This window comes from Pseudomonas lundensis (assembly GCF_002269125.1).
In the GTDB taxonomy this organism is placed as follows: domain Bacteria; phylum Pseudomonadota; class Gammaproteobacteria; order Pseudomonadales; family Pseudomonadaceae; genus Aquipseudomonas; species Aquipseudomonas lundensis_A.
Genome location: NZ_NQKI01000007.1, coordinates 48,723 through 71,274 on the forward strand (window position 1 = coordinate 48,723; position 22,552 = coordinate 71,274).

Annotated in this window: 25 protein-coding genes; 10 read left to right on the top strand and 15 right to left on the bottom strand. The window is 58.4% G+C overall.

Annotated elements, in window-relative coordinates:
- Window positions 1-38 precede the first annotated feature (38 nt).
- Entirely contained in the window at window positions 39-1,550 is a 1,512-nt protein-coding gene (locus CJF39_RS06505) for an efflux transporter outer membrane subunit (protein ID WP_094992744.1), read from the bottom strand.
- A gap of 222 nt (window positions 1,551-1,772) precedes the next feature.
- Between CJF39_RS06505 and CJF39_RS06510 the strand changes: the two genes are divergently transcribed.
- Both CJF39_RS06510 and CJF39_RS06515 read left to right on the top strand, forming a co-directional pair.
- Window positions 1,773-2,705 (top strand): LysR family transcriptional regulator, encoded by a 933-nt coding sequence (locus CJF39_RS06510; protein ID WP_048363216.1) that lies wholly within the window; start codon window positions 1,773-1,775, stop codon window positions 2,703-2,705.
- Between the two features lie 125 nt (window positions 2,706-2,830).
- On the top strand, window positions 2,831-3,820 hold the full coding sequence (locus tag CJF39_RS06515) for a 2-hydroxyacid dehydrogenase (RefSeq protein WP_094992668.1): 990 nt from the start codon (window positions 2,831-2,833) through the stop codon (window positions 3,818-3,820).
- Window positions 3,821-3,832: 12 nt separating this feature from the next.
- On the opposite strand, the gene CJF39_RS06520 is transcribed toward CJF39_RS06515, so the two are convergent.
- On the bottom strand, window positions 3,833-4,729 hold the full coding sequence (locus CJF39_RS06520) for a DMT family transporter (RefSeq protein ID WP_094992669.1): 897 nt from the start codon (window positions 4,727-4,729) through the stop codon (window positions 3,833-3,835).
- A gap of 134 nt (window positions 4,730-4,863) precedes the next feature.
- Between CJF39_RS06520 and CJF39_RS06525 the strand changes: the two genes are divergently transcribed.
- Window positions 4,864-5,739 carry an AraC family transcriptional regulator gene (locus CJF39_RS06525; RefSeq protein ID WP_094992745.1) on the top strand — a complete coding sequence of 292 codons (876 nt, stop codon included), beginning with the start codon at window positions 4,864-4,866 and terminating at the stop codon, window positions 5,737-5,739.
- Window positions 5,740-5,743: 4 nt separating this feature from the next.
- Here the strand turns inward: CJF39_RS06525 and CJF39_RS06530 are convergent, their stop codons facing one another.
- From CJF39_RS06530 to CJF39_RS06540, 3 genes are all read right to left on the bottom strand, one after another.
- A complete protein-coding gene (locus CJF39_RS06530) occupies window positions 5,744-8,179 on the bottom strand; it encodes a TonB-dependent siderophore receptor (protein ID WP_094992746.1) in 2,436 nt (811 codons plus the stop codon).
- 132 nt (window positions 8,180-8,311) lie between these two features.
- Window positions 8,312-9,298 (bottom strand): FecR family protein, encoded by a 987-nt coding sequence (locus tag CJF39_RS06535; RefSeq protein ID WP_170942648.1) that lies wholly within the window; start codon window positions 9,296-9,298, stop codon window positions 8,312-8,314.
- Complete coding sequence (locus tag CJF39_RS06540) at window positions 9,298-9,852, bottom strand: RNA polymerase sigma factor (protein WP_094992747.1); 555 nt, start codon at window positions 9,850-9,852, stop codon at window positions 9,298-9,300. Before CJF39_RS06540 ends, CJF39_RS06535 begins: the two co-directional genes overlap by 1 nt.
- A gap of 247 nt (window positions 9,853-10,099) precedes the next feature.
- Between CJF39_RS06540 and CJF39_RS06545 the strand changes: the two genes are divergently transcribed.
- Both CJF39_RS06545 and CJF39_RS06550 read left to right on the top strand, forming a co-directional pair.
- Window positions 10,100-10,285, top strand: coding sequence for a hypothetical protein (locus CJF39_RS06545; protein WP_094992671.1), 186 nt, complete (start codon window positions 10,100-10,102; stop codon window positions 10,283-10,285).
- Between the two features lie 202 nt (window positions 10,286-10,487).
- On the top strand, window positions 10,488-10,916 hold the full coding sequence (locus tag CJF39_RS06550) for an HPF/RaiA family ribosome-associated protein (protein ID WP_094992672.1): 429 nt from the start codon (window positions 10,488-10,490) through the stop codon (window positions 10,914-10,916).
- Between the two features lie 77 nt (window positions 10,917-10,993).
- Here CJF39_RS06550 and CJF39_RS06555 read toward each other — a convergent pair whose 3' ends face one another.
- Window positions 10,994-11,494 (bottom strand): phosphate-starvation-inducible protein PsiE, encoded by a 501-nt coding sequence (locus tag CJF39_RS06555; RefSeq protein ID WP_047273414.1) that lies wholly within the window; start codon window positions 11,492-11,494, stop codon window positions 10,994-10,996.
- A gap of 256 nt (window positions 11,495-11,750) precedes the next feature.
- On the opposite strand from CJF39_RS06555, the gene CJF39_RS06560 reads away from it, so the two are divergent.
- On the top strand, window positions 11,751-12,008 hold the full coding sequence (locus tag CJF39_RS06560) for a YebG family protein (RefSeq protein WP_047273413.1): 258 nt from the start codon (window positions 11,751-11,753) through the stop codon (window positions 12,006-12,008).
- A 69-nt stretch (window positions 12,009-12,077) separates the two neighbouring features.
- Here the strand turns inward: CJF39_RS06560 and CJF39_RS06565 are convergent, their stop codons facing one another.
- From CJF39_RS06565 to hmgA, 4 genes are all read right to left on the bottom strand, one after another.
- On the bottom strand, window positions 12,078-13,100 hold the full coding sequence (locus tag CJF39_RS06565) for a Glu/Leu/Phe/Val dehydrogenase family protein (RefSeq protein WP_094992748.1): 1,023 nt from the start codon (window positions 13,098-13,100) through the stop codon (window positions 12,078-12,080).
- A 118-nt stretch (window positions 13,101-13,218) separates the two neighbouring features.
- Window positions 13,219-13,857, bottom strand: coding sequence for a maleylacetoacetate isomerase (gene maiA / locus CJF39_RS06570; protein ID WP_094992673.1), 639 nt, complete (start codon window positions 13,855-13,857; stop codon window positions 13,219-13,221).
- Between the two features lie 10 nt (window positions 13,858-13,867).
- On the bottom strand, window positions 13,868-15,172 hold the full coding sequence (fahA, locus tag CJF39_RS06575; protein ID WP_094992674.1) for a fumarylacetoacetase: 1,305 nt from the start codon (window positions 15,170-15,172) through the stop codon (window positions 13,868-13,870).
- Window positions 15,173-15,174: 2 nt separating this feature from the next.
- The gene (gene hmgA, locus CJF39_RS06580) at window positions 15,175-16,479 is read right to left on the bottom strand and encodes a homogentisate 1,2-dioxygenase (RefSeq protein WP_094992675.1); all 1,305 of its coding nucleotides are present in this window, start codon (window positions 16,477-16,479) and stop codon (window positions 15,175-15,177) included.
- A gap of 164 nt (window positions 16,480-16,643) precedes the next feature.
- Here hmgA and CJF39_RS06585 point away from each other — a divergent pair, with 164 nt between their 5' ends.
- The gene (locus CJF39_RS06585) at window positions 16,644-17,438 is read left to right on the top strand and encodes an IclR family transcriptional regulator (RefSeq protein WP_094992676.1); all 795 of its coding nucleotides are present in this window, start codon (window positions 16,644-16,646) and stop codon (window positions 17,436-17,438) included.
- Between the two features lie 12 nt (window positions 17,439-17,450).
- Here CJF39_RS06585 and CJF39_RS06590 read toward each other — a convergent pair whose 3' ends face one another.
- From CJF39_RS06590 to CJF39_RS06605, 4 genes are all read right to left on the bottom strand, one after another.
- Window positions 17,451-17,810: a hypothetical protein gene (locus CJF39_RS06590; RefSeq protein ID WP_094992677.1), complete on the bottom strand. Its 360-nt coding sequence runs from the start codon at window positions 17,808-17,810 to the stop codon at window positions 17,451-17,453.
- Window positions 17,811-17,919: 109 nt separating this feature from the next.
- Window positions 17,920-18,291 carry a hypothetical protein gene (locus tag CJF39_RS06595; protein ID WP_094992678.1) on the bottom strand — a complete coding sequence of 124 codons (372 nt, stop codon included), beginning with the start codon at window positions 18,289-18,291 and terminating at the stop codon, window positions 17,920-17,922.
- 472 nt (window positions 18,292-18,763) lie between these two features.
- Entirely contained in the window at window positions 18,764-19,450 is a 687-nt protein-coding gene (locus tag CJF39_RS06600; RefSeq protein ID WP_094992679.1) for an LrgB family protein, read from the bottom strand.
- Complete coding sequence (locus tag CJF39_RS06605; RefSeq protein WP_094992680.1) at window positions 19,440-19,826, bottom strand: CidA/LrgA family protein; 387 nt, start codon at window positions 19,824-19,826, stop codon at window positions 19,440-19,442. The genes CJF39_RS06600 and CJF39_RS06605 overlap by 11 nt, the downstream gene beginning before the upstream one ends.
- A gap of 99 nt (window positions 19,827-19,925) precedes the next feature.
- Between CJF39_RS06605 and CJF39_RS06610 the strand changes: the two genes are divergently transcribed.
- A complete protein-coding gene (locus tag CJF39_RS06610) occupies window positions 19,926-20,822 on the top strand; it encodes a LysR family transcriptional regulator (protein ID WP_094992681.1) in 897 nt (298 codons plus the stop codon).
- On the opposite strand, the gene CJF39_RS06615 is transcribed toward CJF39_RS06610, so the two are convergent.
- The gene (locus CJF39_RS06615; RefSeq protein WP_094992682.1) at window positions 20,803-21,258 is read right to left on the bottom strand and encodes a flavodoxin; all 456 of its coding nucleotides are present in this window, start codon (window positions 21,256-21,258) and stop codon (window positions 20,803-20,805) included. The two genes, CJF39_RS06610 and CJF39_RS06615, sit on opposite strands and share 20 nt — an antisense overlap.
- A gap of 160 nt (window positions 21,259-21,418) precedes the next feature.
- On the opposite strand from CJF39_RS06615, the gene CJF39_RS06620 reads away from it, so the two are divergent.
- Together CJF39_RS06620 and CJF39_RS06625 are read left to right on the top strand one after the other, a co-directional pair.
- Entirely contained in the window at window positions 21,419-21,886 is a 468-nt protein-coding gene (locus CJF39_RS06620; protein ID WP_094992683.1) for a PAS domain-containing protein, read from the top strand.
- Between the two features lie 58 nt (window positions 21,887-21,944).
- Window positions 21,945-22,550 (top strand): hypothetical protein, encoded by a 606-nt coding sequence (locus CJF39_RS06625; protein WP_094992684.1) that lies wholly within the window; start codon window positions 21,945-21,947, stop codon window positions 22,548-22,550.
- The last annotated feature ends 2 nt before the right edge of the window (window positions 22,551-22,552 follow it).

Genomic DNA, 22,552 nt, shown 5'->3' on the forward strand with positions numbered 1-22,552 from the left:
CCATCAGGGGTTTGGACGTCATGGGGTGCTAACGGTCATCAATGGTTGAAGATCGCCATCACCGCAGGCGGTTTGTCCGGGACGTAACGGTCGTCTTTGGGCACGTCGTTACCTGCCCCGAGGCCGCCACCCAACGCAGTCACCAGCTCGGCGTGAGCACTCAGGCGCGCGGCCTGAACCTGCTGCTGGATCTGTTGCTGTTTGAACAGCAGGGTTTGTGCGTTGAGCACGTTGAGGTAGTCGGTCAGGCCGCGCTGGAAAGCGACCATGGCGATGTCGTAGGTTTTCTGCGCCGCTTCAACCGACTCGGTGGCGAATGCTTGCTGTTTGTCCATCGACTCACGTTTGATCAACTGATCCGAAATGTTCTTGAGCGCAGTGACCAGCGTCTGGTTGTACTTGGCCACGGCCATGTCATAGCCGCCAGACGCAACGCCCAGTTCGGAGCGCAATCGGCCGCCATCGAAGATCGGCAGGGTGATGGCCGGGCCCACGTTGTAAGTGAGCTTTTTACCGGTCAGGAACTCCAGAGCCCCACCACCGGTGGCCATGAAACCGATGCTGCCGACCAAATCGACGTTAGGGTAAAAACCGGCATGGGCGACGTCAATACCGCGTGCTTGAGCGGCCACTTCCCAGCGGCTGGCGACCACATCAGGGCGTTGACCCAGCAATTGGGCCGGCAAGGCCGACGGCAATTTGAGTGCGGTGCCCAAGGCCAGTGTCGGGCGTTTCAAACGGGCGCCTTCGCCCGGACCTTTACCTGCCAATGCGGCCAACTGATTTCGGGTCAGGGCGATTTCTTCTTCTTGCGCATCGATCTGACGGTGAATCTCAGGCAATGGTGCTTGCGCCTGACTCACTTCGAAATGCGTGCCGATGCCGCCATCCAGACGCTTTTGCGCCAGATCGAGGATCTGCTCCTGTTGGTGCAGGGTCGATTCAATAATGTCGAGCTGGGCATAGTGCAGCGACAACTGGATATAGGCGCGCACCACGTTGTTCTGCAATTCAAGCTGGGCTTGACGAGCTTCTGCGGCACTCATGTGCGCCATGTCCACGGCCTGTTCGGTGGCATTGCTTTCGCGGCCCCACAAGTCGAGGGCAAAGCTAAAGCCCAGCGCCGCGTTGTTGTCCCAGGTAGTGGAATTGTCCAGCGCGCCCGGCCCATAGAATTGATCAGACGGCCAGTTATGGCGTTTGAGGGTCGACTCGCCATTGATTTGCAGCGACTCGGCAGACTCCGCCACACCCGCCATGGCCTTGGCCTGACGCACGCGAGCGGCCGCCATGGCCATGGTAGGACTGCCCTGCACCGCGAGGCTGATCCAGGCATCCAGTTGGGGGTCGCCATAGGCGTGCCACCATTGAGCCTTGGGCCAGTTTGCGTCTTTTGCGGCGGCTTGAATTGCCTCATCCGTGGCCAACGTATTGGCGGGCATCATTTGGCTTTTGGGGCCGATGCCACCGAAACCGATACAGCCGTTTAATGCTAACGATAAAGCCAGAACACTGAGGGCTTTAAGCTCTCTGCTGATGCGACGCGGCACTGCTGCAAATTCCTGCATGAGGGGGGGAGGAGGCTTGAGTCGGATAAGTCTATGGGTTGGCAGAGGCAACGATAAGCTGGCATAACTGTGAATCTTTATTACCGTTATCAGGATAATCCGTTGGTCGAATGCAGAACCCTCGGTAAACACTGAAACTTCATGTCACAATTTGTTGCTGTCTACGTTGTTGTTGTCCCTTTTATTGCCCTCTGAGAGCACCCCATGGACACCTTGCAAAACATGCGCGCGTTCAGTTGCGTGGCTGAAGCCGGAAGTTTTACGGCTGCAGCCGCCATGCTGGATACCACCACCGCCAACGTGTCGCGCGCGGTCTCGAACCTTGAGGCCCACCTGCAAACCCGACTGTTGAACCGCACCACCCGACGCATCGCCCTGACCGAAGCGGGTAAGCGGTATTTACTGCGTTGCGAGCAGATTCTGGCCTATGTAGAAGAAGCCGAAGCAGAAGCCAGCGACGCCCATTCGCGCCCTGCCGGGCAATTGAAAGTGCACACCATGACCGGCATCGGTCAGCACTTTGTGATCGACGCCATTGCGCGCTACCGCAAGACCCACCCGGACGTGACATTCGACCTGACCCTGGCCAATCGGGTGCCGGACTTGCTCAACGAAGGTTATGACGTGTCCATCGTGCTGGCCAGCGAGCTGCCGGACTCGGGTTTTGTGTCCCAGCGTTTGGGCATTACCTACAGCATCGTGTGCGCCTCACCGGGTTACGTGAAAGCCAACGGCACCGCGACCAAGCCCAGCGACCTGCTCAATCACGCCTGCCTGCGGTTGGTTAGCCCGGTCATTCCTCTGGATAAATGGGTGTTCGACGGCCCTGAAGGCCAGGAAATGGTGCTGATTAACACCTCACCGTTTTTGGTCAACTCGGCTGACGCGATGAAAACCGCGATCACCAGCGGCATGGGGGTTGGCGTATTGCCGGTGTACGCGGCTATCGACGGCCTTCGCAACGGCACGTTGGTGCGCATGCTGCCCAAGTACCGCTCGCAGGAACTGAACCTCTACGCCATCTACCCGTCGCGTCAGTACCTGGATGCGAAGATCAAAACCTGGGTCGAATACCTGCGCGGTTCACTGCCTGAAATTCTGACCGCGCATCAGACAGAGCTGGCGACTTATAGCTGAAAAGGGGTCTCCCGCCCCGGCCCTCTCCCCTGCGAGCGGGCCGGGGTGAGGTCTCCAGGCGCTGCAATATTCAGCCATGAATGTTAGCGTGCTCACCTTCCCGACAGCCGATGAGCCTTGTTCCGATGAGCCTTTCCAGCACAAAGAAAACCGTTCTCGCCTTCAGCCGCGTTACCCCCGAGATGATTGAGCGCCTGCAAGAGGATTTCAACGTCATCGCGCCCGATCCCACGCTGGGCGATATCAATGAACAGTTCAATCAGGCCCTGCCCCATGTGCACGGTTTAATCGGCGTCGGCCGCAAACTGGGTCGCAAGCAACTGGAAAACGCCGGGCAACTGGAGGTAGTGTCCAGCGTGTCGGTGGGTTACGACAATTACGACGTCGACTACCTCAATGAGCGTGGAGTCATGCTCACCAACACCCCGGACGTGCTCACCGAAAGCACTGCCGACTTGGGTTTCGCCCTGATCATGAGCAGCGCCCGCCGGGTCGCCGAGCTGGATGCCTGGACCAAGGCCGGCCACTGGAAAGCCAGTGTGCCCCCAGCCTTGTTCGGTTGCGATGTGCATGGCAAAACCCTGGGGATCGTGGGGATGGGCAACATCGGCGCCGCCGTGGCACGCCGAGGTCACTTCGGCTTCAACATGCCGATCATTTACAGCGGCAACAGCCGCAAGCCCGCGCTTGAGCAAGCGCTGGGCGCGCAATATCGCAGCCTGGAACAGTTGCTGGCCGAAGCCGACTTTGTGTGCCTGGTGGTGCCGTTGAGCGAGAAAACCCACCACCTGATCGGCCAGCGTGAATTGAAGCTCATGAAGCCAAGCGCGGTGTTGGTGAACATTTCCCGCGGCCCGGTGGTGGACGAAGCTGCGCTGGTCGAAGCCTTGCAAAACGGCACGATTCGCGGCGCCGGGCTGGACGTATATGAAAAAGAGCCACTCAGCGACTCGCCGCTGTTCCAGCTCAAAAACGCCGTCACCCTGCCCCATATCGGCTCCGCCACCCACGAAACCCGCGAAGCCATGGCCAATCGTGCAGTGGCCAACTTGCGCAGCGCGCTGCTTGGGGAACGTCCTCAAGATCTGGTCAACCCGCAGGTGTTCAAAGGCTGACGCCTCGCAGCTTCACGCCACTTTGGCCTGCAACACCGACGGTGCGGGCTTGCGGAACACCAGCACGTTGCCGAGCATCACCAGCACCAGGCCCATCAGGGCCGGTGCTGTCCACTGATAGCCTTCGGCAAAGGCCGACACATTCAGCGCCACCAACGGGAACAGCACCGTGCAATAGGCGGCGCGCTCCGGGCCCATGCGCCCTACCAGCGTCAAGTAAGCCGTAAAGCCGATCACCGATCCGGGAATCACCAGGTACAGCAACGAGCCGACATAGCGGGTGTTCCATTCCATGTCGAACGGGATGCCCCGTATCGCGCAGTACAGCGCCAGCATACTTGCCCCATAGAGCATCCCCCAGGCGTTGGTGGTCAGGGGTTTGAGGCCCGCCTTTTGTTGCAGGCTCGACAGCAGGTTGCCTGCCGAAAAACACATCGTCCCCAGCAAGGCCAGTCCCAACCCCAGCAAGGTGGCGGGCGTGGCCGTGTGCGCGCTCAGCTCGGGCCAGAACAGAAACCCCAAGCCCAGCATGCCCAACCCACCCCCCAGCAACACGTTGCGGGCGATTTTCTGCTTGAAGAAGATCCGCGCGTTTAACGCGTTCCATACCGTGGCCGTGGAAAACACCACCGCGATCAACCCCGTGGTCACCCATTGGCTGGCGGTCAAAAAACACAGGAAGTTCACGCAAAACAGGCACAGCCCCTGCGCGAGACAAATCAGGTGCCCGCGCCGGTTCATGACCTGCAATTTACGGCTGAGCAACAACAGCGCAAACAGCACCAACGCCGCCAGCCCAAAGCGATAAACGATGGATACCGGGATCGCCACGACGCCCAGTTGCAGCTTGAGGGCGATCCAGGTGGTGCCCCAGATCAATACGGTCAATAAGTACAGGGACAAGTTCATGGCGCACTCCTGAAAAAGGCGTTCAGTGTGCCGCCGCTTCGGTGGACGCACTTGCAGATTCTTGCGCTTTTGTTGTGCGGGGGCTGGCAGTGCGTACCCGCAGGAGTAGGATGCAAAACGTTGGAGAACTGACCATGCCTGCTTTCGATACCCTGCAAGTGTTTCAATCCATGAGCCGCTCGCCCAATGCTCGCCTTGAGCACAGTGCCGAGCTCGGTGACGGCATGGCCGCAGCCCTATGGACCAACCATCACGACGCCCGTGACTACGAAGCGCCGCCCCATCACACGTTGTCGTGCTACATCTCGGGTGGCACCGGTACGTTTCGCCGTGACCAGCCGGGCGCCAAGGGTGCGCCGGGCAAACTCTGCGTGTTGCCCGCCGAGCATGCTTCAGCCTGGGTAATCAACGGCGCAATTCGCCTGGCCCATGTGTACGTCAGTCAGGAGCAATTCGCACTCGGTTGCATGCGCTTACTGGACACGGAACCGCGCACCCTGCAATTGCGCGAGTTCACGTTTCTGGACGATGCTCAGCAGACTCAGCGCTTTCATCAATTGTTGAAACTCAACTGGGCCGAACCGGGGGAGCGCCTGCTGACCAGCAGCCTGGCCAATGAATTGCTCGATCACGCGGTACTGAGTCAGGTCGGGAGGCGCGACGGCTTGCAACTCAAGGGCGGGCTGGCAGCGTATCAACGTCGCCACCTGGTCGAAATCATCGAGCAGCAATTGGCCGAGCCGTTAAGCATCGGCCAACTGGCAGCGCAGTGCGCGTTGTCGCCCTATCACTTCGCGCGGATGTTTCGCGAAAGCTTCGGTGTCGCGCCGCACCAATACGTCTGCGCGAGACGGCTGAACCGGGCACAGGATTTACTGCGCCACAGCCCCCTGGCGCTGGGCGAGATTGCACTGGCCTGCGGTTTTGCCAGCGCCAGCCACTTCACCCATCGGTTCAAGCAAGCCCTGGGGGCAACGCCGGGGCAGTACCGCGCGGCGTTCAGGCCCTGAGGGATTAAAACGCCAGGGTGCTTGCCACCGAGATTTGCCGCGCGTCGCCCATGGAGACAAACGTGCGGCTCGCCGCCGAGGTGTAGTACGTGCGGTCGAAAAGGTTTTTGATGTTGAGTTGGAGTTTGACCTTTTGCCCTTCAACCCGGGTGTCGTAGGTGGCAAACGCGTCAGCCACGGTGTAACCCGGCAGATCAAAATCGTTGAGCGCATCCCCGGCCCGCTCGCCTACATAACGGGCACCGGCCCCCACGCGCAATTTATCGCCGCCCACGATCGTGCCAACGTCATACACCGCCGACAGCGAGCCGCTGTTTTTCGCCACATTTTGCAGGCGCATGCCTTTGTAAACCGGGTCCTTGGTGACTTCGGCATCGGTGTAGGCATAGCTGCCGATCAGGCTCCACTGCTCACTGAGCTGACCACTGACATCCAGTTCCAGCCCCCGCGAGCTAACTTCCCCGGCGGCTGAATACACAGTGTCTTCACCCACGGTGGTCGAAACCAGCACGTTGCGTTTTTTGATGTCATACAACGCCAGCGTGCCAGTGAGGCGCCCCGGCATATCGAGTTTGGCGCCCACTTCCCACGACTTGGCCTGCTCGGGCGCAATGGCCGAGTCCAGCACCACGCCACCGGTCAACGGGGCGATGGTGGAGTTGGGCTTGAATGACTCGGTGTAGCTGCCATAGAACGACAGCTCATCGGTGTAGCGGTACACCAGCCCGGCGCGCGGTATCCATTTTTGGCCGTTGGTGTCGGTGTTGGCCTTAAAGGGGCGGCCTTTGCCTGCCAGTTGGTCGTATTTCTGGAAACGACCGCCTGCGACGAAAATCCATTGGTCGGTGAGGTGAATCGAGTCCTGCAAGAACAGCGAGTCGCTGCGCAGCAGGTCTGTCTGATTGCTATCACTGGCGCTGACCGTGGTGCCAGCCACCTCTTTGCCGTACACCGGGTTGAGGTAGCTGAAGGGGTACTTGCTGTTCTGGCGGATCAGGTCGGCGCGATAAATCTTGCGGTACTCATCGTCCAGCCCGAAGACCAGATCGTGCTGCATCCCTGCGGCCTGTACCTTGCCTTGCAGGCTGACCGTGGCAAAACGGTCGGTGGTGATTGCACCCTGGGTGCCATCCATTTTGCGTGTCAGTGTGCCGGTCTTGGGGTCGACTGCCGTGACCCGCACCTGACTGGCGTCGTAGGTCTCTCGGTTCCAGCTGTAGCCGACGTGGGTTTTCCAGTCATCGTTGAGGTCGTGATCGACGTCGAGTCGATACAGGTCCGAGCGCCCTTCCATGTTGTTGAAGGGCTCGTCCAGGCGACGGGTGGCGGGGATGTCCAGCGGGTGATTGGTGGCCGGGTTAATGGCCGTCCCGCGGTCAAAGGGCGAGAGGAATTCGCGGTGTTCATAGGCCAGCAACACCTGGGTGTTATCGCCATACCACGCCAGCGAAGGCGCGATCAGCGTCTCGCGGTGCGTACCAAAATTGCGCCAGTAATCCTCGTCTTCGTGATCAACAATCATGCGATACGCCAGCCCTGACGCGCCCAGCGCGCCGGTACTGTCAAAGCTGCCACCGCTGCCATTCTTGCCCGACCCATAGGTCGAACCGCGCACAGTCAATGCGTTGGAGTGCTCCAGCTGCGGCTTTTTGCTCACCACGTTGACCACACCGCCGGGGTCTTGGATGCCATATAACAATGAGGCCGGGCCTTTGAGCACTTCGACCCGGTCCGCGGTGGCGTTCAGCGCCCGGCCCTGCACGACCGGCATGCCGTCGCGCATGATCGAACCGTCGCGGTTATCACCGAACCCGCGCTTCATCACCGAATCCTGGGTGCTGCCCAGCGTGTTGCCCTGGGTAATGCCGCTGATGTTATTCAGCGCATCATCCAGGTTGCGCGGCGCCTGATCGCGGATCACCTGTGCGGCCACCACGTTGACGGTTTGCGGGATCTCCATGCTGTCGCCCTGCCCGCGCATGACCGAGGTTACAGCTGGCGGCTGGTAGCTGGTGTCGTCCTGGGCCAACGAGGTGATGCTGGTGGCCCCGAGGTTCAAGGCCCCTGCGGTCGGCGCAGGTTCAAGGGCGAACGTGTGGGCATCGGTGCGGCGGGCATGCAAGCCCGAGTTGGCAAGCAGTTGTTGCAGCGCCTGTTCAGCACTCAGATTGCCCTTGATGGCTGGGGCATGCAGGCCATACGGCGCTTCGTCGGTGTACACCACGCTCAGGCCGGTCAGGCGGCTGAAGTCATTCAAGGCTTGCGGCAGGGGCTCTGCGGGCAGTTTGAACGCAAACTGCGCCTCGCTGCGGGGCGCCGGGGTATCAACCGCCATGGCCACACTCAACGGGCTTATCGCCAGACCAGTCATCAACAGCGCCGATGCGCCCAACCACTGTTTAACCGAACTGCGTTGCGCTGACGTTGCCTTGGACTTCATGTTCATGACCTGTGTGCCGACCTGATACGGAATGCGAATTTTTCGCATTTTCAAGCACTACACGGATGGGAAAAGGGTTTACCTCACCCTGGACTGAAAAAAATGTGCGAACGTTTGCCGCCGAGGACGGTGTTAACGCAATACGATCACTCGCCCAAACACTGTGTGCTGTTCAAACCCCAGCACACCTTGCAGCGAATTAAGTACCGCACGCGGATCATGGCTTGGGAAACTGCCGCTGATGCGGCGGTTGGCCAATTCGCTATTCAACAGCACGATCTGCCCCGGAAAATAACGCCGAAGGTCGGCCACCACGTCCGCCAACGGGGTTTTCGAATAAGTCAGCCAGCCCGACCGCCACCCCAGCCGAGCGTTGCTGTCGACGCCCTGGACAGCGCCTGACACCCCGGCGCCATAGGCCACCTGCTGATCGGCGCCGAGTATCTGCTGTGGCGCGTCTGGACTCGCCTTCACGGCCACGCGCCCGGACAACACGGTTACCTGCGCGCCTTCAGGTCGCAACCGCACCTCAAAGGCTGTGCCCAACACCCGCGCTTCGCCTTTATCGGCGTCCACGATAAAAGGCTCGCCCGTGTGGGTGACATGGAAAAACGCCACGCCTCGGCGCAATTGCACGTGGCGCTCACCCGCGCTGAAATTCACGGCAATGGCGCTGTCGGCATCCAGCGTGACCTGCGATTGGTCCGCCAGTGTGAGGGTACGAACCTGACCCGGCGCGCTGACATAATCAGCGCCCAGATCGTCCATCCAGCGCACAGGTTGCCATCCGGCGAATACCCCCACCATCAGCAGCAGGCAAGCGGCCACGGCCAGGCCACTGGACCATTGCCAGGCGCGACTGCGTTTGGATACGTTCATGGCCAACAAATAGCGCTGCATGGCCAGCGCCTCTTCCTCGGCCAACTGGCTGGCTGCCACTTCGCTCAACTCCCACACCACTTGCGCCTGCGCGTACGCCTCGGCATGGGCCGGGTCGGCGTGCAGCCAGCGGCTGAAGGTGGCCTGATCGCCACTGTCGGGCTGGTCGTGCAACACGCTCAACCATGCCAGCGCGGTGCGCTCTTGTTCGGGCGTCACCTCAATAGTGGAACGGTTCATCACGGCGCTGTCCCTGTCGGCGGCTCACGCAGGCTGGCCTTGCAGGCCTCAAGGGCGCGCATCATATGTTTTTCCACGGCGCTTTGGGACACACCCATGACCTTGGCGATCTCGGCATAGGTGCGGCCATGGATGCGGTTGAGTAAAAAAATATGCCGCGTGCGCTCCGGCAAACTGCGCAAGGCGGCTTCTACCTGGCGCAAGTCATTGCCCGCCTCAAGCGCAGCCTGCGGTTCGCAGCCCGAGCTGTCCGGGTCTTGCTGCCATTGCTGGTTGATCCGCCCGCGTGAGCCTTCGCTGCGCAAATGGTCGATGGCGATATTGCTCGCGCAACGCAGCAAGTAAGTGCCCAATTCCTCGACCTGCACCAGCGGGCGACGCCAAAAACGCACAAACAAATCCTGCACCAAGTCCGCCGCCGTGGCCCGACATCCCACGCGGCGACTGACCAAAGCTTCCATTTGCGGGCGCTGGGTGAGAAACACCTGAAGGAAATGCGCACGTCCATGGCGCGATTCGCTCTCGGGGCCTTCCTGATGTTGAGGAGGATTCATGGGCGTCGAAGGTGGGTTAAAAAGGAAAGCGATACTAATGATAAATATTCTCATATGCAAAAGCAGATGACTGATTTCATTCGGTTGCGCCACCGCCAGCGCCATTCAAAGGTGCGGTCTTGCAGGCAACTTCAGCACCGAACAAGCACGCGATGAGGGTAACGAGGCATTTAGCCTGCAACCGGCAAGCACGGCCGCTGCACCTGCAAGCATCGAGCTGGACGCCTCCACGGTCGTCGGCGGCGGGTTGGCCGAGGCAGCGCAAAGCGATGTGTTCGAACACCCCGGCAGCCACGACATGGCCATGAACGTCGCCATTCGTTGCGAAATGATTGAACAGCAGCAGACCAACCTGCTGACCAACGTCAAACACAAGGGCAAGTACGTGGGCGAACCGCGCACCCTGTACCTGCAGACATCTGTCGCATTTTGATATAAACCCGCAAAGGCCCGGCCAGCCGGGCCTTTGTTGCCGCCAAAGGCTGACGCCGATCACAAGGTGAGGTATTTGCTGAAAATAGTGCTTGAAATATTTGCTCATCGGCTCAAACACTGTAACTGAGCGATGACGATGAACCTTTGACCACTCGAGGCCGTCACAACTCACTCGAGCAAGCTGAAATAAGGGAAGCATTATGCAAATTAACGTCTTTTCCGATAAACACATCGACAGCGACAAACGCACTCAGGAATGGGTACAAGCAACTGTTGAGGCCACGCTCGAACGCCACGCGGAGGACCTGACTCGGGTCGAAGTGCACCTCAGTGACGAGAATGGCGGTAAGTCCGGTCCCAAAGACAAACGCTGCAAAATGGAAGCACGCCCAAAAGGTCATCAACCGATTTCCGTCTCCCAGGACGCTGATTCGCTGACGCAAGCAGTCGAAGGCGCTGCTGCAAAACTGGAGAACGCACTGGAACACCTGTTCGGCAAACTGCGTGGCAAGCATTCCCCAAAACTGGCCGTTGAAGGGTTTGAAGAAAAAGAACCCAAAGAAAGCGCTGACGATTTGCTTGAAGAAGAGTTTTTGGAGAAAGAAAAAGAACTCGACAAAATCAGCTGATCTAGCCAAAAGAACGCACTAAAAAAGGGCGGGCCTACTTCGGTAGGCCCGCCCTTTTTCGTGTGCCGCGTAGGGCGTTATAGCTCGCCTTTTTCGACTTCCGGGTGTTCACCGGAACCCGCACCGGTCTTGCGGTGCGGATTTTCGATCTTCACGGACGGGAACTGCGAAGAGGCGTACCTCACCACCAGAATCGCAAACGCCAGCAACAAGATCGCGCCCGTCAAATACACAACGCCCATGTCTGGCGGGTTGTGATGCGACACGTTGGAAATCAGCAATCGGGTCAACGCCGTGATCGCCACATAAATCAGAAACCGCACCGGCATGTGATTGGTCTTGAAGTAAATCCCGACCATTGCGCCCAGTTCGAGGTAGATAAACAGCAGCAGGATGTCATCAATGCTGATATTGCCCTTCTCCACCATCTGTAAAAATTCCATCACGGCTGCCCAGGCCGTCACCGCGCCAATAGCGAACAACGCCAGGTAATGGAAGGTTTCGACAAACAGGTTGCCCATCGACTCGGCCAGTTCATGGACCTGACGCCGTAGCTTTTCGGCTTTATTCACTCTCACGATGCAGCTCCTTGAAACGACTCGAACGGATAATCCGCGGTGCTTATGACATTTTCTGCATGCAGAAAAAAGGCCAGCACCGCGAATGAGAAGGTGGCCGGGCGCCATTAGGCACGTCCGGCCGGCGTATCACTCGCCAATTGCAGCTAGAGTAAAAAAGCCGCTATTCAAATGCTGGCGATTGGCTTATCCTTTTAGCTGTATATAAATACAGTAATCGCAAGACAACTTATCGTGAAGGCATATGAGGTGGTAAATGGCCGTCGAAGTGGTATACCGCAGCAGCCGAGATCTGGAGCGTTTGTTCATGGATAAAGCCGAAGCTGACCGTCATGACAAAATGCTGGAGCTGGCAGAGTTACTGGCTGAAGTACTGCAAAAAGCTGTGCCGTCCTTGAACGAACAGCAAGTCGAAGAAGCAGGCATCTACATGGCGAAAAATCGCGATATTTTTGCCAAAGCCTTCAAGAGCCAGCCAGACGCGTTGTCTGAGCTGCTGACCGACAGCGAGTAAACACCCGCAGCCGTCACCGGGCTCTCGCCATTGGGCAGAGCCCGACCTTGTGACGCGCCAGCAAGACGGTCATTCGCCGAACAACATTTTTTTCGCCAGTTGATCCGACACCCTTGCCGGTGAGCGTTTTTCGGCCTGAGCGTGGGCATAGATGCCGGTCAGTCGCTCGCTGATGCGCAGCAGTTGCTGGTTGATGGCTTCAGGTTGCGCCCCTTGATGGGTCAACGCCATGAAGATCAACCCACCCGAATTGATCACGTAATCCGGTGCATACAGAATGCCTCGGCGCTCCAGTTGGTCACCCACTTGCAAATTGGTCAGCTGGTTGTTGGCGCACCCCGCCACGGCCGAACAGCGCAGTTGCGCCACGCTGTGCCAGTTGAGCACACCGCCCAGCCCACACGGCGCAAGAATGTCGCACGGGGTACTGAGCAATGCTTCCGGGGCAACCGGATGCGCGCCCAGTTGATCCATGGCCAGTCGCACTTTGCCCGGGTCTGTGTCGCTGACCAAGAGCTCGGCGCCTGCTGCGTGCAGTTGTTCTGCAAGAGCAAAGCCGACCTTGCCCAAGCCCTGAATCGCCACCCGCAGCCCTTCAAGGTTGTCGCTGCCCAGTCGCCATGACGCCGTGCTGCGAATCCCCGCGAACACCCCCATCGCTGCATGAGGCGAAGGGTCGCCTGCCGCGGTGGTGCTGGTGACGTGCTGTGTGTATTGAGCGATGCAATCCATGTCCGCCGTTGATGTACCGCTGTCGATGGCCGTGATATAGCGCCCGTCCAGTTGTTCGACACAACGACCGAACGCCTCAAACAGGGCTGCGCGGCTTTCAACATGAGGGGCTCGCATAATGACGGCTTGGCCGCCGCCCGCAGCCAGCCCGGCCAGTACCGCCTTGTAACTCATGTCTTGAGCCAGGCGGACCGCATCGTTGATCGCACTTTCGTCATCGGGGTAAGCCAGATAACGGCAACCGCCCAGTGCAGGCCCCAATTGGCTGTTGTGAATGGCAATCACCGCTTTTAGCCCGGTGACAGGGTCGACACTAAGGTACAGCGACTCCAGACGAGCGCTTTGCATGAGAGCAAACATGTTCCAGCCCTCGAGAGGTGACAGGTAATGGCCAGTATAGGCGTCGCCTGAAATATCGTTGAAGTACGCAGGCATAAGCCCGAACAACCTGTGAGGTTTCGGGCATATGTTGCCGTGCTCAGACCGGGGTATCGGGCTGCCGTGACGGGTGCGCCTGGATGAACGCAGGGTGTTGGGCAGCCAGTCGTGCCACGCGCGCGATGCGGGGCAAATCTGCCAGCGACACACTAAAACGCTCGGCTGCATACACCTGTGGAATCAGGTACACATCCGCCAGACCCGGCTGCGGGCCAAAGCAAAAATCGCTGTCGCCAATCAATTGCTCGACGGCCGCCAACCCTGACGAGATCCAGTGAGTGATCCACTGCGTGACGTGCGCTTCATCTTGCTCCAAAGCCCGCAATTGATTGAGCACGCTGACGTTGTGCAACGGATGAATATCGCAGCCGATCACACTCGCCACGCCGCGTTCATGGGCGCGGGTGATCAGGTTGGCAGAGAGCAGCGGCGGCTGCGGATAACGCTCTTCGAGGTACTCGATGATTGCCGGGGATTGCGTCAGCACATCGCCCTCATCGGTGCGCAAGGCCGGTACGCGGCCTTGTGGATTGAGCTTCAGGTATTGAGGCTGCCGATGCTCACCGCCCCCGGCCGCGATCAGGTTGACCGCAACCGACTGATAATCCAGCCCCTTGAGCGCCAGCGCGATACGCACCCGATACGAGGACGTCGAGCGATAGTAGGTAAAGAGTTCCATGACTCGCTCCTTAACGCGCTGCGATCACCTTGCCACGGCATTCGCCAAAGCCGATCGGGGCAACACCTTCGCGCGTGCAACGGGCACGCAGAATAATTTCGTCGCCGTCTTCAAGGAATTTACGTACCTCACCCGAGGCTAATTCAACCGGGTTTTTTCCGCCCTCGGTGAGTTCCAGCAGGCTGCCCAATTGCGAGCGTTCAGGCCCCGACAGCGTGCCCGAACCAAACAAATCACCGGCTTGCAGTTGGCAACCGTTGACGCTGTGATGCGTCACCAACTGCGCGGCCGTCCAGTACATGTTCAGGGTATTGCTCAGTCCCAGGCGATGAGGTGCCAGGTTTTGCTCGCGCATGGCCTGTGTCAGCAGCAGCACTTCAAGTTCAATGTCGAGCGCGCCATGGGCCTGATCCTGCTCATCCAGCAGGTACGCCAGCGGCTGCGGATCTCCTGCAGGGCGTTTGGGCTGGGCACGGCGGAACGGCTCCAGCGCTTCAGCCGTCACTACCCACGGTGAAATGGAGGTAATGAAACTTTTCGACAGGAAGGGCCCCAACGGCTGATATTCCCACGCCTGAATGTCCCGGGCCGACCAGTCGTTGAGCAGACAGAAGCCAGCGATGTGTTCCCCCGCTTCACTCACTGGTATGGCATCGCCCATCTCATTGCCCTGGCCGATCCAGATGCCCAGCTCCAGTTCGTAATCCAGACGGGCACACGGGCCAAAGCTCGGCTCGCTCTGGCCGGCTGGCAAGGTCTGCCCTTTGGGACGACGCACCTCTGCGCCCGACGCGCGGATAGTGGAAGCTCGACCGTGATAACCAATCGGTACATATTTATAGTTGGGCAACAGCGGGTTATCGGGACGGAACAGCTTGCCGACGTTTTTCGCATGTTCGATGCCCACGTAAAAGTCGGTGTAGTCACCGATTCGGGCAGGCAGGTGCAGTTGGCAATCGGCAGCCAGAGGCAACAGTGTGGCGCTCTGCGCTTCGATTTTTCCACGCAAGGTGCTGCCTTCAACGAACAGTTCGAGCAAGCGCTCGCGCAGCGCGACCCGAGCATTGCGCCCCAATGCGAAGAAAGCATTCAACGTGCCGCCCAGGGTCGCCTCTACCGCCACCTTGGCGTGGCCTTCAAACAGACCGGCCGCCAGCCCCGCTTCCAGGTCCAGGATGTGATCGCCGATGGCAACGCCGCTGCGGGGCGTCGAACCGGCAAGGCTGAACACGCCCAACGGCAAGTTCTGCAACGGGAAATCGCTGTGCCCGTTGGCAGAGGCGATCCAGCTACGGGCAAGAGGGGACTGGGTCATGCTTATCTCCGATTCGGGGTGAAGGTGGCAGGCAAGGAGGCCCAGCACGCGTCGTATTGGGTTTGCAGTTGCGGGCATTCAAGGGCGTATCGGGTCGGACGCAACACTTGGCTGGTCTCGAACATGAAGGCCATGGTGTTATCAATTTTGCTCGGTTGCAGATCTGCCGCAATGGCTTTACTGCAGGTGTCGCCATCCGGGCCATGGGCGCTCATGCAACTGTGCAACGAGGCGCCGCCGGGCAGAAAGCCTTCAGCCTTGGCGTCATAGCTGCCTTGGATCAGGCCCATGAATTCATTCATCAGGTTGCGATGGAACCACGGTGGCCGGAAGGTGTTTTCAGCCACCATCCAGCGAGGCGGGAAGATCACAAAGTCGAGGTTGGCCAGGCCAGGAACGCTGGTGGGCGAGGTCAAAACCGTAAAAATAGACGGGTCGGGATGGTCGAAACTGACCGTACCGATGGTATTGAAACGGCGCAGGTCGTATTTGTACGGCACGTTGTTGCCGTGCCACGCCACCACGTTAAGTGGCGAATGATCCAGCTCACAGCCCCAAAGTTCGCCGAGAAACTTTTGCACCAGCAAAGTGGGTTGCTGACGGTCTTCGTAGTGGGCCACCGGACTCAGGAAGTCCCGCGGGTTGGCCAGACCATTGCTGCCAATCGGGCCCAGATCCGGGAGGCGCAACGGCGCCCCGTGGTTTTCAGCCACATACCCGCGTGCCTGTGCATCCAGCAACTCCACACGGAACTTCAGGCCGCGCGGAATAACAGCAATTTCCAACGGAGCCAGATCCAGCCGCCCTAATTCAGTGGCAATCCGCAGACGCCCTTGCTCAGGAACAATCAACCATTCGCCGTCAGCGTTGAAAAACACACGCTGCATCGAAACAGTGGCGCAATAGTTATAAATGCTGATGCCTGAAGGGTGTTCTGCCGCACTGTTGGCAACCATACCCACCAGACCGTCGATGAAATCCGTGGGTTCGTTGGGGATTGGCAGTGGGTTCCAGCGCAAGCGGTTGGGGGTCACCGGGCCGAGCGTGCGGCCCGTCAGTTGCCGCTCAAGCTTGCTGAATGCAGGGTGATTGGCAGACGGCTGGATGCGATACATCCACGTGCGTCGCGCTTCGCTGCGGGTCATGGTGAAGGCAGTGCCCGACAGTAATTCGGCGTACAGGCCGTAAGGGGCTTTTTGCGGGGAATTCTGGCCAACCGGCAAGGCGCCGGGCAATGCCTCACTGCAGAATTCGTTGCCGAACCCGGATTGATACTCAAGGGTCGACGAAGACGGTTCGAGGTTCATGGAGCCTCCAGAGTGGAGAAAGCAGTTAACTGCGCTCAGCTCTGAATCAGTGTGCGCACCGCTGCGTTATTTTTATCGTAATTCAATTACGCATAACGTAATTTGATTGCCGATAAGCGTCAAGCTATAAAGACGCCCATTCATCCCGAGATGTAAGCCATTCCATGGACAAGCCCCGTTCCAGCGCCGAGACCACAGGCAAGCAAAAAGTACGTTCCGCCGAAGTCGGGACCGACATTCTTAAAGCACTGGCCGAGTTGTCGCCCTCCACTTCGCTGTCGCGTCTGGCCGAGCATGTGCAGATGCCGGCGAGCAAAGTACATCGTTATTTGCAGGCGCTGATTGCCAGTGGATTTGCCGAGCAAAACGCCGCCACCAACCATTACGGTCTGGGGCGTGAAGCCTTGCGTGTGGGTCTGGCCGCGTTGAACAGCATGGATGTGGTGAAGGTCGCCACTGTTCCCCTGTCCGAACTGCGCGATGACTTGAACGAAACGTGCTTCCTGGCGGTGTGGGGGAATCAGGGAGCGACAGTGGTGCACATTGAGCCAGCGGTGCGTGCCGTCACTGTGGTCACTCAATTGGGGTCGGTACTGCCGCTTTTAAGCTCATCGACCGGTTTGGTGTTCAATGCGTTCCTGCCTGACCGCGAAACCCGAGAGTTGCGCGCACTGGAGCTCAGCAGTGAGCACCTGCACCCGCTGCAAGTACCTGAAACCTACGAGCAGATGTGCGAGACGATTCGTGAGCGCGGCCTGCATGTGGTTCACGGTTTGTTGATGCCGGGGGTCGATGCATTATCGGCGCCGGTTTTTAATGCAATGGGCAAGGTTGCCGCCGTGTTGACGGTGGTGGGCCCGGCGTCGCTGTTCCATCCAGACCAACAAGGCCCGGCGGCCAGCCGTGTATTGGCTGCCAGCCAGGCCATCAGTTGGCGGATGGGTTATCAGCAGCGCTGATACCCGCAGGGTTTACCTGCTCCACTGATATTTGGCTTCATCCAGCAGTTTGCGCATGATTTTTTCGATGTCATACAGCGAAGGCTTGCGGATGCGATCGGCTTCATCAAACGTCCAGGGCTTGGAGAAAGCCTGGGTCAGCCCCTGGACATAGGTGGGCTCACGGTCTTGTATCAAACACGCGATACCGACCTCGTAAAGGGATTCGCTGGAGACCAGTTCAAGTGTGACCGGATCGTCCACGATGTTGATAAACACCTCCCTGCAATCCAGACCATACCCTTCGAGTTGCTTGTTCAAAAAGGTTCGGATGCGATCATTTAACGCACTCAGCAATTGCAGTTTTTTAAAGTCATCAATAACGTAGTTCACAGTGTCACTCCTGTAACGGCCTCCCCCAGTGCTTTCGTCCTGACAACATCATTGTGTCAACACCTGTATTTTTTCAGCGAACTGCGGGGGGGGGGGATGAAAGGGAAAATTAGCTGTTCCAGTGTTCTTTGGCATGCGCCAGCAGCTCTTGCATAAGCGCTTCCACTTCACGAACAGACGGGCTGCTCACGCGAACAGCTTCGTCATAGACCCAATGCTTCGAGAAGCACCCGGTCACTGCGGTGTCGTGGATCTGAACGTTGCCCCATTCCAGTGTGTCATTGCCCAGGGCATTCAAGTCCTGACTGAACGTCACGACAGGCTCGGCGGCATTGCTGACGGTGGTGATGTAAACCTGCTGACTGTCTGTTCCGTGCGCTTCAAGCCTGGCATTCAGGAACTCACGTACGCGCGCATCGATTTCCTGGTTTGGCTTGAGGGTGAAGTCGACTTCAGCAGCATTTTTATCAATCGTGTTCAAGGTAAAACTCCTTTTATGACTACCTGCCCTTCAGCCTCATGCTGAAATTCGAAAGCAGGCAGAAACCTTTCGATGACTTATTAAATGCGATGTGCCACTGAGCCAGGCACTACATAGTTATTGGCGGGATGCTCGCAAAAAGTCCCAAGAGATCCGTGCTAGACAGCCGCATCAGGCATTTCACTATTGCTGAAGTTGTAACAGAGATTGTCTGAAAGCAGTCTTACTCCCGCTTCGCCGACACCTTATTCTTGCCCCCGGTTTCAGGCGCACTGCCGAAGCCCCACGGGTATTGAGTCGTGAAGATTCTGCCGACCGAATTCAGTCCCAGGCCTTACAGGTTTTGGGCACCCCAGGTTCACCCTGACGTTGATTTGTAGCTCCTTGATCGAACGTCTTCCTTGGCCGCTGTCTTTACAGCGGCCTTTTTTATGCGCGTTAAAAACAGTGCCACTGCGCTTGGGCAAGGTATTTACAACACCATCGTCAACAACGGTGCTGCGAAGAGATTGAGGATACCGGTGAGCACCATTACCAGTCCGGCGACAGAGCCTTCCTCGCTGCCCACCTCGCGAGCACGACTGACGCCCGCACCGTGGGCGCCAATGCCAAATAACGCACCACGCGCCAAACTGCTGCGCAGCGGCAACCACTTAAGCAGAATTCCGCCCAGCAACGCACCAAACACGCCCGTGAACATCACGAAGACAGCGGTCAATTCAGGCACGCCACCCAAGTCTTGAGCCAGCGGCATGGCAAACGGGGTGGTAATCGAGCGCGGCACCAACGACAGGGTCAGCGACGTGTCCAGCGCCAGCGCTTTGGCCAGCCAGAACGAGCTGCCAATAGACACCGCGCTGCCCGCCAGCATCCCCAGCAACAGCGCCACCCAGTGCTTGGCCAGCAACAAGCGCTGCTGCCAGATAGGAACGGCAAAGGCTACCGTGACCGGCCCCAGAACGAGCATCAGCCAATGGGTATTGCTGGAATATTCGGCGTAAGCCGTGTGCAGCGGCACCGCCACAGCGAGCAGCAAGGCAGGTACGAGGATCAGCGGCGACAATATGTAACGACCGGTGCGGCCATACAGCCAACGACTCAAGCCGTAGGTCGCCAGGGTTAGGAGCAGCCAGAACATCGGCATCCATTCAAATTTCATGGCGCAGCCTCCAGCGACACGCAGCCTCGACCGTAAACGCGGTGGCAATCATCACCAGCAACGTGCTGACACCGATCACCAGCAAAATACGCCAGCCTTCATCACGCACCAGTACCCCGTAATCGAGCAGGCTCATCAAGGCGGGAATAAAAAACAGCAGCATCTCGGCCATCAATACGCCTGCGCCCAGTTGCAGCGCGGCTGGCTTGACCCAGCCCAGCGCAAAGGCCAACAGCAACAACGCCATGCCCACAACACCACCGGGGATGGGGAGGTGCAACCACGCCGAAATCTGACAACCGAGAAAGTAGATAGCCAGCAATACGGCGATTTCGCTCACTAACCGACCCAAACGTTTTACATCGAAGCGTTTCATTTCGTTTCCATCCTGAACAGGCTTTCAGTGTAAGGACCCCTCTTCCATCTCGAAAACGAATTGTTAGACTGGCAGCCATTCCAAAAGGGAATTTCACGCATGGAACTCAAACAACTGCGCACTTTTATTGAAGTCGCCCGTGCGGGCGGGTTTACGCAGGCCGCTCACACGCTGCATATCAGTCAATCGGCCGTAAGCAAGCAAGTGGCGCAACTGGAGCACAACCTTGGCACGCCGCTGTTCGACCGCCTCGGTTCGCACGTTCGACTGACTGCAGCGGGCAATGTGGTGTTGCAACGGGCTAATGACATGCTGCGCCTGCAACAAGAGTTATTGAGCGAGCTGGACGACTTGAGCCACTTAGCCCGCGGCGAATTACGCCTGGGTCTGCCGTTATTGGGCAGCGATGCGTTGTTTGCCAACTTGTTTGCCGAATACCGACGCCGCTATCCCAACGTTCAGGTGCAATTGCTGGAGGGCGGCAGCCTGGTGGTTGAGCAGGCAGTGTTGAGCGGAGAGCTGGAACTGGGCGGCAGTTTGACGCCGAAGAACCCGAGCTTCGCCTACCAACCCTTTTGCGACGAGCCGCTGGACGCGTTATTGCCTGCCGATCACCCGTTGGCCGAAGGCGCAAGCGTGCGCCTGGAGCAATTGGCTGAGACGCCTTTTCTGCTCTATCAGCGCAGTTTTGTGTTGAACGACCGGTTACTGCAGGCCTGCCAGCAATTGGGATTTACCCCCAAAGAAGGCGGACGCAGCGGGCAGTCGGACTTTTTGGTGGCGCTGGTGGCGGCCGGCCAGGGGGTTGTGTTGCTACCCAGCGTGGTAGCACGCGGGCTGGTGCGCCCCGGCGTTGTGAGGCTAAAACTCATCGCGCCGCAGGACTTGCGATGGGACATCGCGTTCATCTGGCGCGACGGTGCGTATTTGTCTCGCGCAGCCCAAGCCTGGCTTGAGCTGCTGCGCGAACGACCGGTTACTGGGTCAGCGCGTTGATAAAAGCCTCAACCCAAGGCTCGCAGTCACTTTCCGGGGTCACGGTTTCGCTGGCGTCCAGACGCAACATTGGCTGAACTTCACGCACGCCCAACTCCATGAACAACTCGTTCATCAACTGACCGCCGCCACAGTAGGTATCGCCATAACTCTCATCACCGAGCGCGATCACGCCGCCCGGCAAACCTCGCCAGGCAGCCGGCAGTTGGTCACGAATGGCGTTGTATAACGGCGCCAGATTGTCCGGCAGCTCTCCCATGCCGGTGGTCGAGGTCACCGCCAACAAGGCGTCGGGCGCAAACGACTGGACATCGGCCAGGGTTGCGCGGGTATTGAAGTACACCTCGCACCGGGCATCGGTCAGTAATTGTTTGGCATGACGGGCAACTTCTTCTGCGGTGCCATACACCGAGCCACAAAGGATGGCGACTTTCATCAATCTGATCCTGTCACTGACTAAAAGCCCGGGATATTAGCAGGTGATGCCGCGTTTCGGTGATGGCACGTGGACAGCCCGTACCTTTGTCTTAGAATGCATGAGGCCTACTGGCGCATTTGTCCGGGAACAATTCACTCACTTTCAGAAGAGCTGCTTGATGATCAACGCACGTTTGCTGCAACGCATGGTTGATGCGTCCCAAGATGGCATTGTGGTAGCCGAGCTTGAAGGGGACGACACTATCCTGATTTACGCGAACAAAGCCTTTGAAACACTCACGGGCTACAGCAGTGACGAGGTCTTGTATCAGGATTGCCGATTTTTGCAGGCGGGTGATCGGGACCAAGTCGCCCTGCAAGTGATCCGCGATGCAATGGCCCGTGGCGAGCCGGTCCGTCAGCGGCTGCGCAATTACCGCAAAGATGGCACGCATTTCTGGAACGAGCTGTCGATCACCCCGGTTTTCAACGAAAGCGATCAACTGACGTACTTCATTGGGGTACAGAAGGATGTCTCTCAACAAGTGAAAGCTGAACAGCGTGTGGCGCAACTGGAAGCCGAGTTAACGGCCGTGCGCACGGAACTCGAAGCCCTGAAGGCGACGAGCGGCCTCAACAAAATGTAGAATCGATGGTCTGTTATAAACAGTTACGACTTTTATTCTCACGCTTTAGAGTTTCACCATGCCACACGATGCCCTTCTGACTCAGGACGAGTTGGATTTCATTCAGAACATGCATCAGAACCCGCTGCTCAATCAGCGGGACTCATCGTCGAGCCTGATGGTCAACGGTGTGGCACAAATACGCGATTTGCTCACGCGCCTAGCGGCTCACGAACACGTGACAATCCAGGCTCAAATCGCCAATCAGCACATGAGTTTTCCGCTGCGTCTGGTCGAGGATGAATTCCACGCTCAGCACCTGCAATTGGGTGCGCCCAGCATTTTCGAAGAGGGGCCGATGATTCGCCCCTGGCGTCTGACACTGGCTGAACCTGTTCCCTTAGAAAATGTACGCGGGCGCAGTGGTCAACTGTGGGTCAGTGAAGTGTCGTTCAAGGGAATGCTGATTGAGGTGCGCAATGGCAGTCGTCCACCGCGCCAGTTTTGCCAATGGTTCAGCCCCACCGGGTACGAACGCATTGCCGTGCGGGGCACGCTGGAACGCAAAACCGAGCTGGGCCAATACGCTTACCGCTTAAGCCAGCGTGATGAAGGTGAAACAGAACGCTTGCGTCAGTTCATCCTGCAACAACATCGTCTCGCCCACCCGGCCTTGCATGCTTAAGC